Below are 12,791 nucleotides of genomic sequence, written 5' to 3'. Positions count from 1 at the left end.
GCTGACTACTCACATCATCGGGTTGCCCCTAGTGAGCGATATGCTACGGTCCGCGTCGATCTCGACCAAACCGCCCGCATATCTCTTCAGATATCTATCAATTTCAAAGAGCACGGAAACAAAATCAACCAGTTGCGCCCCATCTTCGTGGCGCCGCTAGCCAACCCATCTCCAAATTTCGTCTTGCTTTCCAGTGCCTTGCGGCGCCTTCCGGCGACCGGCGCGGTGTGTTCCGCTTCGGTGAGGCGCTGTTTACGGATCACCGACAAACTCCGCAAGAGACTTTTTCATTTTTTCTGCGGATTTTTTGCCGGGAGGCCGAAAACCCCTGCTTTCATTGGAGCGGCGCTGAACACGGCAAGACGCGGAAATCCGGGCAAATCCTGCCCCTGCAAGATTGTTGCGCGAACACCCCGGAAGAACGACACAAAACTCCCGCCCCGAGGCGTTCAGCCCCGACTCGGACGGATCAGGCCCGGGAATCGCAGCGCCAGAAGCGCCGCCACGGCCGCGGCCCAGGTCCAGCCCTCGGGCGAGATCACCTTCATCTGCCACAGGTAATGCGCCACCCCGAGCAGCACCGCCGGGTAGACGAGCCGATGCAGCCGCCGCCAGCCAGCCCGCAGCCGCCGCACCGACGCATCGTTCGAGGTCAGCGCCAGCGGGATCAGCAGCGCGAAGGCCGAGATGCCGAGGACAAGATAGGGCCGCTTCACCAGATCGCTCGCCGCCTGCCGCCACAGCAGCCCCATGTCGAGCCAGACCCAGGCGACGAGATGCAGCGCGATGTAGAAGAAGGCGAGCAGCCCGATTGCGCGGCGATAGCGGATCAGGTTCAGCCGGGTCAGCCGCAGCAGCGGCGTGATCGTCAGCCCGCCCGCCAGGAACCACAGCCCGACCTTGCCCAGACGGTGCTCGATCCCCTTCACCGGATCGACTCCGATGCCACCCGACAGCGTCAGCCAGACGATCCAGGCAAGCGGCAGCAGGCCGAGCAGATAGACCGCCCCCGGCGGCAGCCGGCGCAGCGTCGCGTTCAGCCGGGCGATCATCAGTAATTCGCCCGCAGGTCCATGCCGGCGTAGAGCGAGGCCACCTGATCGCCATAGCCGTTGAAGGGCAGGGTCGGCTGGCGCGCCGCGAACAGCCCGGCGCCGATCCGGCGCTCGCTCGCCTGGCTCCAGCGCGGATGGTCGACCGCCGGGTTCACATTGGCATAGAAACCGTATTCGCGCGGCTGCAGGTCGTTCCAGGTGGTGCGCGGCTCGCGCTCGGTCAGGGTGATCTTCACCAGGCTCTTGATCGACTTGAAGCCGTATTTCCACGGCACCACCAGCCGCAGCGGCGCGCCGTTCTGCTTCGGCAGCTCCTCGCCATAAAGACCCGAGGCCAGAATCGTCAGCGGGTGCATCGCCTCGTCAAGCCGCAACCCCTCGACATAGGGCCAGTCGATGCCGGGGCCGCGCTGGCCGGGCATCTCGGACGGGCGCAAGAGCGTCTCGAAGGCCACGTATTTCGCCCCGGGCTGCACCCCGACCCGGTTCAGCAGCGCGGCAAGCGGAAAGCCGATCCAGGGAATCACCATCGCCCAGGCCTCGACGCAGCGGAAGCGATAGATCCGCTCCTCGGGGGCCGCGGTCTTCAGCACATCGGCCAGGTCGTAGCTGCCCGGCTTCTCGACCAGACCGCCGATCTCGACCGACCAGGGGTCGGTGGTCAGCGCGCCGGCATGGGCCTTCGGGTCGCCCTTGTCCCAGCCGAATTCGTAGAAGTTGTTGTAGGAGGTGATCTCCTCGAGCGTGTTCGGCGCCGCCTCCGTCGAATAGGGCGAGGGCGCGGCGGCGATGCGCGCGGCGGCGGGCCCGGCGACCGAAGCGGCAAGCGCGCCCGCAATGATCTCGCGGCGGTTCAGGAACAGGGCCCTGGGCGTCACCTCGGCCCAGCCCGGCTGCGTGTCGCGGTTTCGGCGCATCTTCTCACCTCCTCTGTTTGCCCCCATGTTACGCGCAAATGGCGCGATGCCGGGCGGCAACCAGCGGGTCTGACGCACATGTGACCGCGTTTAAAGATCGCGCGCGCGGTGCGCCTGCAGCTGGCTCAGCCGGACGTGGCGCAGCGCCTCGACCAGAAGCGCGGTGAGCAGGCCGATGTTCAGCAGCCCGTTCGCCGCCGCCATGCCGCCGAGGATGCGCCATTCGTGGGTGAGAAGAATGTCGCCGTAGCCAAGCGTGGTGTAGGAGACGAGGGCGAAATAGACCGCCGCCTCCATCGTCACGAAGATGCCGAGCGATCGGAAGCACAGCGCCCAGATCCACACCCCGACCGTCACCATCGCCAGCGCCCAGAATGCGGCGATCAGCACCACCAGCATCAGCTTCGGCCGGTGCGGCTCGAGCAACAGCCAGAAATGCGAGCGGGCGAAGGCCCACTCCATGCCCCAGGCGCTGAAGGCGGCGATCACCACCGTCAGAAGCATCATCACCGAGCCGATGAAAAGCTGAATGAACATCGCCGTCCCCCCCGGCCTCGCGCTACATCCGCGCCCCGGTTCCGGTCAAGTGGCGCGCGTGCCGCACTGGACAGATGCCCTCCCCTCGCCTATCTCGGTGCGATCATGGCGCAGAAATCCGACCCCAATTCCAAGCTGATCGCCGAGAACCGGCAGGCCCGTTACCATTATGCCGTCGAGGACACGCTCGAGGCCGGCATCATGCTGACCGGCTCCGAGGTGAAGTCGCTGCGCACCGGCCAGTCGAACATCGCCGAAAGCTATGCCTCGGTCGAGGGGGGCGAGCTGTGGCTGATCAACGGCTACATCGCCGCCTACAAGGAGGCGGGCGTCTTCGGCCATGAGGAGCGGCGCCGGCGCAAGCTCCTTGTCTCGAAGCGCGAGCTCGCACGGCTGTGGAATGCCACCGGGCGCGAGGGCATGACCATCGTGCCGCTGAAGATGTATTTCAACGAGAAGGGCCGGGTGAAGCTGCTGCTTGGCATCGCCAAGGGCAAGAAGCTTGCCGACAAGCGCGAAACCGAGGCGAAGCGCGACTGGAACCGGCAAAAGCAGCGCCTGCTGAAACAGAACAGCTGAGCCGCTTTCCCCATCCCACAGACGGCTGAAGGCCCCTTCAGCCTTGCGTCAGCGCCCCCCTTGAGTCTAAGCACAAGACCGAGAAAACGGAGGGGCGCGATGGCCATGGACGATCCGAAGACGCTGGTTTCCACCGAGTGGCTGGCAGCCCACCTGCAGGACCCCGACCTGCGTATCCTCGACGCCACCTGGTTCATGCCGGATGACGAACGCGACGCCCGCAAGGGCTATGACGCCGCCCATATCCCCGGCGCGCGCTTCTTCGACATCGACGAGATTTCCGACACCCGCTCGCCGCTGCCGCACATGGCACCGCCGGTCGAGAAGTTCATCTCGCGGATGCGCGCCATGGGCGTGGGCGACGGCCATCAGGTGGTGGTCTACGATCAGGTCGGCGTGTTCTCGGCGCCGCGGGTGTGGTGGCTGTTCCGCCTGATGGGCAAGAGCGACATCGCCGTGCTGGACGGCGGGCTGCCGAAATGGATCGCCGAGGGCCGCGAGATCGAGGATCTGCCGCCGGTGATGCGCGATCGCCACATCACCGTGCAGCGCCAGGCGAGCCTGGTGAAGGACGTCACCCAGGTCGCCCATGCTGCAAAGCTCGGCGATCAGGAGATCGTCGATGCCCGCGCCCATGACCGCTTCACCGGCGCCACGCCGGAGCCGCGCCCGGGCCTGCGCTCGGGCCATATCCCGGGATCGAAGAACCTGCCCTGGCAGACGGTGATCACCGCCGACGGCCGGCTGAAATCCCCCGAAGAGCTGCGCGCGCTGTTCGCCGCGGCGCAGGTCGACACCACGAAGCCGGTGATCTGCACCTGCGGCTCGGGCGTCTCGGCCTCGATCCTCGCGCTGGCGCTCGAACGCATCGGCCACCGCGACTGGTCCGTCTATGACGGCTCGTGGTCGGAATGGGGCATGTACAACGACCTCAAGGTCGCAACCGGAGAAGCATGATGTTCAACGCATTGAAGCCGCAGTCGCAGGACAAGATCCTCGCGCTGATGGGCATGTTCCGCGCCGATCCCCGGCCCGAGAAGGTCGACCTCGGCGTCGGCGTCTACAAGGATGCCGAGGGCCACACCCCGGTGATGCGGGCGATCAAGGCGGCGGAAAAGCAGCTTTGGGACACCGAGACGACGAAGACCTACACCGCGCTGGCGGGTGAGCCCGCCTTCCACGCCGCGATGGCGGGGCTGGTGCTGGGCGCGGACTATCCGAAGGATCGGCTTTCGGCGCTGCAGACCGTGGGCGGCACCGGCGCCGTGCGCATGGCCTTCGAGCTGGCGCGGATCGCCAACCCCGACTGCACGGTCTGGGCCTCGGACCCGACCTGGCCGAACCACCTGTCGATCCTCGACTTCATGCACATGCCGCGCAAAAGCTATCGCTATTTCGACGCCGAGACCCGCGCCGTCGACTTCACCGCGATGATGGCCGACCTGGCCGGGCTGAAGGCGGGCGACGTGGTGCTGCTGCACGGCTGCTGCCACAACCCGACCGGCGCCAACCTGACGATCGAGCAATGGGCGACAGTCGCCGACCTGCTCGAGAAGACCGGCGCGATCCCGATGGTCGACATCGCCTATCAGGGCTTCGGCGACGGGCTCGAGGCCGATGCCACCGGCACCCGGCTGATCGCGTCGCGCCTGCCCGAGGTGATGATCGCCGCCTCCTGCTCGAAGAACTTCGGCATCTACCGCGAGCGCACCGGCTGCCTGATGGTGCTGTCCGACGCCGCGGCGAAGGAGATGACGCAGGGCACGCTCGCCTATCTGAACCGGCAGACCTATTCCTTCGCGCCCGACCACGGCGCGCGGCTGGTGACGATGGTGCTGACCGACCCGACGCTGCGCGCCGAATGGGAAACCGAGCTCGAAGCAGTGCGCAACGGCATGCTGGGCCTGCGCGAGCAGCTCGCCGCCGAACTGCGGCAGCTGTCGAACTCGGACCGCTTCGACTTTCTCGCCCGGCACCGCGGCATGTTCTCGCGCCTTGGCGCGACGCCCGAGCAGGTCGAGAAGATGCGCACCGAAAACGGCATCTACATGGTCGGCGATTCCCGCTTCAACGTGGCGGGGCTGAACGCGAAATCAGTGCCGGTCCTGGCCCGCGCGATCCTCGCCGCCGGCGTCTGAACCGGCGCATTTTTGCACATCCCCTGCGCGGTGGCAGCGATGCCGCCGCGCATTTCTTTTGCGCATTTTCCTTGATTTGATAAGCAGGCTTATAATATCTCTGCTCACCTTCCTGAAGGCGAGTCGCATGTCCAGTCCCCCCATTCCCGATGAAAGCCTCGGCTTCCTGCTGACCGACGCCACGCGCGCGATCCGCCGCCGGTTCGAGCAGCGCGCCACCGAGCTCGGCCTCAGCTCCGCGCAATGGCGCGTCCTCGTGCATCTGCTGCGGCGCGGGCCGCTGTCGCAGGCACGGCTGGCCGAGTTCCTCGAAATCGAGCCGATCTCGGTCTCGCGCCTCGTCGACCGGATGCAGGAGGCGGGCTGGGTCGAGCGCGAACCGGACCCGAACGACCGCCGGGTGAAGCTCGTCGTCGCGAAGTCCAAGGCCCATGCCGCCTTCGAGAACGCGCGGCAGATTGCCGATGACCTTTACGAACAGGCGCTGGCCGGGCTGCCCCCCGGCGCGCTCGACACCCTGACCGACGCCCTGCGCCGGATCATCATCAACCTTTCCGACAGCCCCGAGGCGCAAGATGACCGCTGAGAACGTTCAGAGAAAACCGAAGAAATGGCTGATGGCCGCGCTGCCGCTGGCGCTGGTGATCGGCGGCACCTGGATCTGGCTCGATGCCGGGCGCTACGAGAACACCGAGAACGCCGCGGTCCGCCAGGCGCGGATCTCGGTCGCCTCGGACCTGTCGGGCCGCGTGACCGAGGTCTTCGTCGCCGACAGCACGCAGGTGAAGGCCGGGCAGGAGCTGTTCCGCGTCGATCCCGAACCCTACAAGCTCGCCCTCGCCCAGGCCGAGGCGGCCCTGTCGCAGGCGCGGCTCGGCGTCGAGCAGCTGCGCGCCGCCTACCGGGTCTCGCTTGCCCAGGCGAAGGTCGCACAGGACAGCGTCGACTACCTCGACTCCGAGCTGAAGCGGCAGCAGCAGATCACCGGCCGCGGCGCCGGCACCGAATCGGCGCTCGACGCGGCGCGGCACAACGCGAAATCCGCCCGTGAATCGCTCGCCGCCGCGCAGCAGGGCGTCGAGGCGGCGCTTGCCGCGCTCGGCAGCGACCCCGAGATCGCCACCGACGATCACCCCACCGTGCAGGCGGCGATCGTGGCGCGCGACAAGGCGGCCTACAACCTGTCGCTGACCACGGTGAAGGCGCCGGCCGACGGCGTGATCTACAGGGCCGACAGCTTCAAGCCCGGCCAGTTCGTCACCGCCGGCGCCACGCTGTTCTCGCTGGTCGAAACCGGCGACACCTGGATCGAGGCGAATTTCAAGGAAACCCAGATCGGCGGGATGCGCCCGGGCCAGACCGCGGAGGTCGAGTTCGACACCTTCCCGGACCGCGGCTACACCGCCACGGTCGAATCCGTGGGCGCGGGCACCGGGGCCGAGTTCTCGATCCTGCCGGCGCAGAACGCCACCGGCAACTGGGTGAAGGTGACGCAGCGCGTGCCGGTGCGGCTGCGGCTTGCCGAGGGCTCGGATCTGAACGGCCTGCGCTCGGGTCTCTCCGCCTCGGTCACCGTCGACACCAAGGCCGAGACCCGTTTCGGGTCGTTCTTCGCGCATGGCGCGACGGCGGAGAAGTAAGCCATGCCGGCCGCCGTCGTCTCCGCCCCGGGCGAGGTCAAGCATCACGGGCTGATCACCCTCTCGCTGATGCTCGCGACGATCATGCAGGTGCTCGACACCACGATCGCGAACGTCGCCCTGCCGTCGATGCGCGCCGACCTCGGCGCGTCCTCGGACACGATCAACTGGGTGCTGACCTCCTACATCGTCGCCGCGGCGATCGTCACGCCGCTGTCGGGCTGGATGTCGGAGCGCTTCGGCCGCAAGGAGATCTTCGTCGCCTCGGTGGCGGGCTTCATCCTCACCTCGATGCTGTGCGGCATCGCCTGGAGCCTCGAGACGATGGTGCTGTTCCGCATGGCGCAGGGCGTCTTCGGCGCCGCGATCGTGCCGCTCAGCCAGACCTTCCTGCTCGACATCAACCCGAAGGAAAAGCACGGCTCGGCGATGGCGATGTGGGGCGCGGGGATCATGGTCGGCCCGATCATCGGCCCCACCCTCGGCGGCTATCTGACCGAGACCTTCAACTGGCGGTGGGTGTTCTACATCAACGTGCCGCTCGGGGCGGTGGCGCTCGCGGGCTGCATGGCCTACCTGCCCGAGATGGGCCGGCGGCTGCGGCAGTTCGATTTCTTCGGCTTCGCGGCACTCGGCATCGGGGTTGGCGCGCTGCAGCTGATGCTCGACCGCGGCGGCGAGGTCGACTGGTTCAACTCGGCCGAGATCTGGATCGAGTTCGCCATCGCGCTCTCGGGATTCTGGGTCTTCGTGGTCTGGATCATCGGCGCCGAGCACCCGTTCCTCGACCCGCGGATGTTCCTTGACCGCAACTTCGCCACCGGGCTCGTGTTCATCTTCATCGTCGGCATCATCCTGCTCGCCTCGCTGGCACTGCTGCCGCCGATGCTGTCCGGTCTCTTCGGCTATCCGGTGATCACTGTGGGCATGGTGATGGCGCCACGCGGCGTCGGCACGATGATCACGATGATGGCGGCGGGCAAGCTGCTGCGGGTGCTCGACGCACGCCTTCTGGTGGTGGCGGGGCTGCTGCTCACCGCGCTCTCGCTCGACATCATGACCGGCTTCGGCCCGCAGATGGACGCGCGGCTGGTGGTGATCTCGGGCCTCGTGCAGGGCTTCGGGCTCGGCCTCGTCTTCGTGCCGCTCTCGACCGTTTCCTTCGCCACGATCGAGGCGCGCTTCCGCGGCGATGCGACGGCGCTCTACAGCCTCGTGCGCAACATCGGCTCCTCGATCGGGATCTCGGTGGTGACGCTGCTGCTGACCCGCAACACCCAGATCAACCACACCGAGCTGGTGCAGAAGGTCTCGGCGCTCGATCCGGACTTCACGCAGCTGACGAACGGGCCGCTGGCCGGCGCGCTGAAGATGCTGACGCTGAAATACGGAGACGGCGCGGTCTGGACGATCGTCAACCAGCTCGTCACCCAGCAGGCGGCGATGGTGGGCTATCTCGACGACTTCAAGGCGATGATGTGGGTCACCCTTGCCGCCGTGCCGCTGGTGCTGCTGCTGCGCCGCCCGGGGCTGAGCGAGGCGGGCGAGGCGGCGACGATCCACGCCGACTGAGCGCCCGCATCCACGCAAGGCAAAAGGCCCGGGGGTTCCCCCGGGCCTTTCCAGTTTCGCTCGTCCCTCCCACTTTCGCGGGACATCGCTCTTACGAGTGATAGGCGCTTTCGCCGTGGGTGGTGAGGTCGAGGCCCTGACGTTCGTCATCGACCGAGACGCGCAGACCGGTGATCGCCTTGACGATGTAGAGCAGGATCAGCGAGCCGATGCCCGACCACAGCAGGGTGATGATGACGGCCTTGATCTGGATCAGGACCTGAGCCCCCATCGCGAAGTCGTCGCCGCCCGTGCCGCCAAGGCCCGGAGCCATCAGGATGCCGGTGGCGATGGCGCCGATGATGCCGCCGATGCCGTGCACGCCGAAGACGTCGAGGCTGTCGTCATAGCCGAACTTCGACTTCACCGTGGTGACGAAGAAGTAGCAGACCGGCGAGACGGCGAGGCCGAGGACGATCGCGCCGACCGGGCCGGTGGTGCCGCAGGCCGGGGTGATGGCGACGAGGCCGGCAACCATGCCCGAGGCGGCGCCGAGGCCCGAGGCCTTGCCGCGGGTCAGGGTCTCGACGAGGCCCCAGCTGACGATCGCAGCGGCGGTGCACACGAAGGTGTTCAGCATCGCAAGCGTCGCGCCGGCGGTCGCTTCGAGGTTCGAACCGGCGTTGAAGCCGAACCAGCCAACCCACAGCATCGCGGCGCCGGTCATCGTCAGCGTCATCGAGTGCGGCGCCATCATGTCCTTGCCCAGGCCGATGCGCGGGCCGATGACGAGCGCGGCAACAAGCGCGGTGATCCCGGCGTTGATGTGGACCACGGTGCCGCCGGCGAAGTCAACGGCGCCCATGTTGAAGATCAGGCCCGAGCCGTCCCACACCATATGCGCGATCGGGAAGTAGATCACCGTCACCCAGAGGATGGTGAACAGGATCACGGCCGAGAACTTGATGCGCTCGGCGAAGGCGCCGATGAACAGCGCCGGGGTGATCGCGGCGAAGGTCATCTGGAACGCGATGAAGACATATTCCGGCAGCACGACGCCGTCGGTGAAGGTCGCGGCGGTCGAATCCATCGTCACGCCCGACAGGAAGAGCTTGCCGAGGCCGCCCCAGAACGGCGAGGTGCCGCCGCCGAAGGCGAAGGAGTAGCCGTAGAGCACCCAGATGATCATCACGACAGCGGTGATCATGGTGCACTGCATCAGCACCGAGAGCATGTTCTTGGTGCGCACGAGGCCACCGTAGAACAGCGCGAGGCCCGGGATCGTCATGAACAGCACGAGCGCCGAGGAGATCATCATCCAGGCGACGTCGCCCTTGTCGATGACCGGCGCGGCTTCTGCCGCCGCATCCTGCGCGAAGGCCGGCAGGGCGGCTGCGGCTGCGAGCGCCGCGGCGAGACCCGCAATCTTGGTAAGGTTTTTCATCGTTTCACTTCCCCTGAGCGTTTCTTACAGCGCGTCGTCGCCAGCTTCGCCGGTGCGCACGCGAACCGCCTGGTTCACGTCGAGGACGAAGATCTTGCCGTCACCGATCTTGTCGGTCTTCGCCGACTTCAGGATCGTGTCCACGACCTCGTCGGCGAGGCTGTCGGGGACCACGATCTCGAGCTTCACCTTCGGCACGAAGTTCACCGCATATTCCGCACCGCGATAGATTTCGGTGTGGCCGGACTGAGCGCCGAAACCCTTGATTTCCGTAACCATCATGCCGCGCACGCCGATGGCGGTGAGCGCCTCGCGCACCTCCTCGAGCTTGAACGGTTTGACTGCTGCAATGATCAGTTTCACTGGATTTCCCTTCCTATGGTCCGCAGCCCCGATGCCAGCGAGGGCACCGCACGCCAGCAGAAGGCCTTTTCCCCCCCTTCCAGACAAGCGAAGCGCGCATCGGCCGCGGCGTCCTTCCCGTGCTTTGTGCCCGAAAGTCACATAAATCAGGCATTCTGGTTAAAATTTAATCGCCACAAAAACCGAATCGTGAATGCTTGTTGCTCCACAAGCGGAAAGCATCCATGTAACCTGCTCCGAAAGGCAGGCAGCAGGCGAAACAATGGCAGGAACAGGCGGGCGGCGCGGGCCGCTGATGGCAGACAAACGGTATCCGACGGGGGCAGCCCCCGCCGCGAAGGCCACGCCGAAACCCGCCCCGTCGCAGAAGTCTCACGGCTCTTCCGCCCCCCGGCCGCCGCGCCGGCGCGGGCCGATCCGCACTGCGCTTTACGGTTTTGCGCATTTCATCTGGCGCGTGGTCTGGGGCACCGCCTGGCGGGTCGGCGCGGTGATCGCGCTGATCGTCGGGCTTGCCACCTTCTACTTCTACTCGCAGCTGCCCGAGTACACGGCGCTGCTCGACGGCCGCAACCGCGGCTCGGTCACCCTTCTCGACCGCGGCGGCGAGGTCTTCGCCTGGCGCGGCGAGACCTTCGGCGGCCAGATCACTGCCGAGAATGTCTCGCCCTACCTGCGCAACGCCATCATCGCCACCGAGGACCGCCGCTTTTACAAGCATTTCGGCGTCTCGCCCCGCGGCATCGCCTCGGCGATCGCGATCAACCTGCGCGAGGGGCGCGGCCCGCTCGAGGGCAACGGCGGCTCGACGATCACCCAGCAGGTGGCAAAACTGCTCTGCCTCGGCGTCGCCTATGACCCGCAGCGCTGGAAGACCGAAGCTGCCTACGAGGACGACTGCCGTTCGGGCGGGGTGAAGCGCAAGATCAAGGAGATCCCCTTCGCCCTGGCGATGGAATTCAAGTATTCCAAGAACCAGATCCTGACGATCTACCTCAACCGCGCCTATCTCGGCGCCGGCGCGCGCGGCTTCGAGGCGGCGGCGCAGCGCTACTTCGGCACCTCCGCCGCGAATGTCACCCCGCAACAGGCGGCCATGCTTGCCGGGCTGCTGAAGGCGCCCTCCTATTACGCCCCCACCTCGAACCTGAAACGCTCGCAGGAGCGGGCGGGGATGGTGCTTGCGCTGATGCACGAGCAGGGCGTCCTGAATGACAAGGACTGGGCGCAGGCGCGCGACAACCCGGCCACGCTCTCCGAGGCGGCACAGGCGCGCGCCGGCGGCTATTTCGCCGACTGGGTGATGGACACGATCCCCGACTTCCTGTCGAAGGACACCACCGAGGACGTGGTGATCCGCACCACGCTCGACCAGAGCCTGCAGCGCAAGGCCGAGGAGGCCCTCGCCGCGGTCTTCGACACCAAGGTCAAGGACGGGTCCTCCGCCGAGGCGGCGATCGTCGTGATGTCCTCGGACGGGGCGGTGCGGGCGATGGTGGGCGGGCGCAAGACCAAGGTCTCGGGCGCCTTCAACCGCGCCACCCAGGCGAAGCGGCAGACCGGCTCCACCTTCAAGCCCTTCGTCTATGCCGCGGCGCTCGACATGGGCTGGACCCCCGACACCCCCATTCTCGACGGCCCGCTGACGATCAACGTCAAGGGCTCGGGCCCGTGGTCGCCGAAGAACTACACCAACAAGTATCTGGGCGAGATCCCGCTGTGGAAGGCCCTCGCCGAATCGATCAACACCGCCACCGTGCGGGTGGGCCAGGCCGTGGGCTTCGATGCGGTGCGCAAGGTCGCCACCGACTTCGGCTTCGCCTCGGACCTCGCGGCGGGGCCGGCGGTGGTGCTCGGCGTCTCCGAATCGACGCTGCTCGAGATGACCGGCTCCTATGCCGGCATCCTGAACGGCGGCTCCTCGGTGAAACCCTACGGCCTGACCGAGCTGCGGCTGAAGGGCGATGCCGAGCCGCTTTTCGGGGCCGGCGGCGGCATGGGCGAGCGGGTGATCTCGGAAAAGGCCGCGCGCGAGCTGATGTGGATGATGTTCCAGGGCGTCGAACAGGGCACCAGCCGGCGCGCCCGGCTCGACGGGCACGAGGTCGCCGGCAAGACCGGCACCACGCAATCGGCGCGCGACGCCTGGTTCATCGGCTTCACCGCCGATTACGTCACCGGCGTCTGGATGGGCTACGACGACAACCGCCCGCTTTCCGGCGTCACCGGCGGCGGCCTGCCGGCCGAGATCTGGCACGAGGTGATGGCCCGGGTCGAGGCCGACGTCCCCTCGACGCCGCTGCCGAAGGCCGATCCGGCGGAATGGCGCAACCAGCCCGTTGCGCAGGGCGCGCCGCAGGCCCCCTGGACCGAGGGCGGCCCGATCCCCGAGGGCGGCGTGCCGGTGGTGAATGGCGAACTCGTCCGCCCCGAACCGCAGAAGACGGAAACCCTTGGCGACAAGATCGAATCTCTGCTGCACTCGCTGTACTGAGTGCGGCAGCCCCGGCAAGCGAAAGGCGCGGCCCCTTGCGGGACCGCGCCTTTTTCATGCGTCGGCTGGGCCG

General features: G+C 67.0%; 13 protein-coding genes. 7 read left to right on the top strand and 6 right to left on the bottom strand.

Going from position 1 to position 12,791, the window contains the following annotated elements; all coding sequences use genetic code 11:
* Positions 1-86 precede the first annotated feature (86 nt).
* The 4 genes from EOW66_RS20375 to EOW66_RS09435 form a co-directional block, all read right to left on the bottom strand.
* Positions 87-263 (bottom strand): hypothetical protein, encoded by a 177-nt coding sequence (locus EOW66_RS20375; protein WP_164881064.1) that lies wholly within the window; start codon positions 261-263, stop codon positions 87-89.
* A gap of 186 nt (positions 264-449) precedes the next feature.
* Positions 450-1,052 carry a protein-methionine-sulfoxide reductase heme-binding subunit MsrQ gene (locus EOW66_RS09445; protein WP_128156124.1) on the bottom strand — a complete coding sequence of 201 codons (603 nt, stop codon included), beginning with the start codon at positions 1,050-1,052 and terminating at the stop codon, positions 450-452.
* Positions 1,052-1,972, bottom strand: a complete 921-nt coding sequence (gene msrP / locus EOW66_RS09440; protein ID WP_128156123.1) for a protein-methionine-sulfoxide reductase catalytic subunit MsrP — start codon at positions 1,970-1,972, stop codon at positions 1,052-1,054. The genes EOW66_RS09445 and msrP overlap by 1 nt, the downstream gene beginning before the upstream one ends.
* 90 nt (positions 1,973-2,062) lie before the next feature.
* Entirely contained in the window at positions 2,063-2,509 is a 447-nt protein-coding gene (locus EOW66_RS09435; protein ID WP_113898656.1) for an ion channel, read from the bottom strand.
* A gap of 105 nt (positions 2,510-2,614) precedes the next feature.
* Here EOW66_RS09435 and smpB point away from each other — a divergent pair, with 105 nt between their 5' ends.
* From smpB to EOW66_RS09405, 6 genes are all read left to right on the top strand, one after another.
* Positions 2,615-3,088: an SsrA-binding protein SmpB gene (gene smpB / locus EOW66_RS09430; RefSeq protein WP_113898655.1), complete on the top strand. Its 474-nt coding sequence runs from the start codon at positions 2,615-2,617 to the stop codon at positions 3,086-3,088.
* Between the two features lie 105 nt (positions 3,089-3,193).
* A complete protein-coding gene (gene sseA / locus EOW66_RS09425) occupies positions 3,194-4,045 on the top strand; it encodes a 3-mercaptopyruvate sulfurtransferase (protein ID WP_164881080.1) in 852 nt (283 codons plus the stop codon).
* Positions 4,045-5,226, top strand: coding sequence for an amino acid aminotransferase (locus EOW66_RS09420; RefSeq protein WP_128156121.1), 1,182 nt, complete (start codon positions 4,045-4,047; stop codon positions 5,224-5,226). The genes sseA and EOW66_RS09420 overlap by 1 nt, the downstream gene beginning before the upstream one ends.
* A 127-nt stretch (positions 5,227-5,353) precedes the next feature.
* A complete protein-coding gene (locus tag EOW66_RS09415) occupies positions 5,354-5,812 on the top strand; it encodes a MarR family winged helix-turn-helix transcriptional regulator (protein ID WP_128156120.1) in 459 nt (152 codons plus the stop codon).
* Positions 5,802-6,866 carry an HlyD family secretion protein gene (locus EOW66_RS09410; protein ID WP_128156119.1) on the top strand — a complete coding sequence of 355 codons (1,065 nt, stop codon included), beginning with the start codon at positions 5,802-5,804 and terminating at the stop codon, positions 6,864-6,866. The genes EOW66_RS09415 and EOW66_RS09410 overlap by 11 nt, the downstream gene beginning before the upstream one ends.
* A 3-nt stretch (positions 6,867-6,869) precedes the next feature.
* Positions 6,870-8,438, top strand: coding sequence for a DHA2 family efflux MFS transporter permease subunit (locus EOW66_RS09405; protein ID WP_128156118.1), 1,569 nt, complete (start codon positions 6,870-6,872; stop codon positions 8,436-8,438).
* Positions 8,439-8,529: 91 nt separating this feature from the next.
* On the opposite strand, the gene EOW66_RS09400 is transcribed toward EOW66_RS09405, so the two are convergent.
* Together EOW66_RS09400 and EOW66_RS09395 are read right to left on the bottom strand one after the other, a co-directional pair.
* Positions 8,530-9,861: an ammonium transporter gene (locus EOW66_RS09400; protein ID WP_113898649.1), complete on the bottom strand. Its 1,332-nt coding sequence runs from the start codon at positions 9,859-9,861 to the stop codon at positions 8,530-8,532.
* Between the two features lie 24 nt (positions 9,862-9,885).
* Positions 9,886-10,224, bottom strand: a complete 339-nt coding sequence (locus EOW66_RS09395) for a P-II family nitrogen regulator (RefSeq protein WP_113898648.1) — start codon at positions 10,222-10,224, stop codon at positions 9,886-9,888.
* Positions 10,225-10,486: 262 nt separating this feature from the next.
* On the opposite strand from EOW66_RS09395, the gene EOW66_RS09390 reads away from it, so the two are divergent.
* Positions 10,487-12,718: a transglycosylase domain-containing protein gene (locus EOW66_RS09390; RefSeq protein WP_128156117.1), complete on the top strand. Its 2,232-nt coding sequence runs from the start codon at positions 10,487-10,489 to the stop codon at positions 12,716-12,718.
* Positions 12,719-12,791 lie beyond the last annotated feature (73 nt).

The organism is Paenirhodobacter huangdaonensis (assembly GCF_004022465.1).
GTDB lineage: Bacteria > Pseudomonadota > Alphaproteobacteria > Rhodobacterales > Rhodobacteraceae > Rhodobacter > Rhodobacter huangdaonensis.
This window is presented reverse-complemented; position numbering and strand designations above follow the sequence as displayed.

What these genes read in the sequence shown, in the direction of transcription:
- EOW66_RS09435 (WP_113898656.1), bottom strand. Translation starts at nt 2,509, where the DNA reads ATGTTCATTCAGCTTTTCATCGGCTCGGTGATGATGCTTCTGACGGTG.
- EOW66_RS09405 (WP_128156118.1), top strand. Translation starts at nt 6,870, where the DNA reads ATGCCGGCCGCCGTCGTCTCCGCCCCGGGCGAGGTCAAGCATCACGGG.
- msrP (WP_128156123.1), bottom strand. Translation starts at nt 1,972, where the DNA reads ATGCGCCGAAACCGCGACACGCAGCCGGGCTGGGCCGAGGTGACGCCC.
- smpB (WP_113898655.1), top strand. Translation starts at nt 2,615, where the DNA reads ATGGCGCAGAAATCCGACCCCAATTCCAAGCTGATCGCCGAGAACCGG.
- sseA (WP_164881080.1), top strand. Translation starts at nt 3,194, where the DNA reads ATGGACGATCCGAAGACGCTGGTTTCCACCGAGTGGCTGGCAGCCCAC.
- EOW66_RS09400 (WP_113898649.1), bottom strand. Translation starts at nt 9,861, where the DNA reads ATGAAAAACCTTACCAAGATTGCGGGTCTCGCCGCGGCGCTCGCAGCC.
- EOW66_RS09415 (WP_128156120.1), top strand. Translation starts at nt 5,354, where the DNA reads ATGTCCAGTCCCCCCATTCCCGATGAAAGCCTCGGCTTCCTGCTGACC.
- EOW66_RS09410 (WP_128156119.1), top strand. Translation starts at nt 5,802, where the DNA reads ATGACCGCTGAGAACGTTCAGAGAAAACCGAAGAAATGGCTGATGGCC.
- EOW66_RS09390 (WP_128156117.1), top strand. Translation starts at nt 10,487, where the DNA reads ATGGCAGGAACAGGCGGGCGGCGCGGGCCGCTGATGGCAGACAAACGG.
- EOW66_RS09445 (WP_128156124.1), bottom strand. Translation starts at nt 1,052, where the DNA reads ATGATCGCCCGGCTGAACGCGACGCTGCGCCGGCTGCCGCCGGGGGCG.
- EOW66_RS09420 (WP_128156121.1), top strand. Translation starts at nt 4,045, where the DNA reads ATGTTCAACGCATTGAAGCCGCAGTCGCAGGACAAGATCCTCGCGCTG.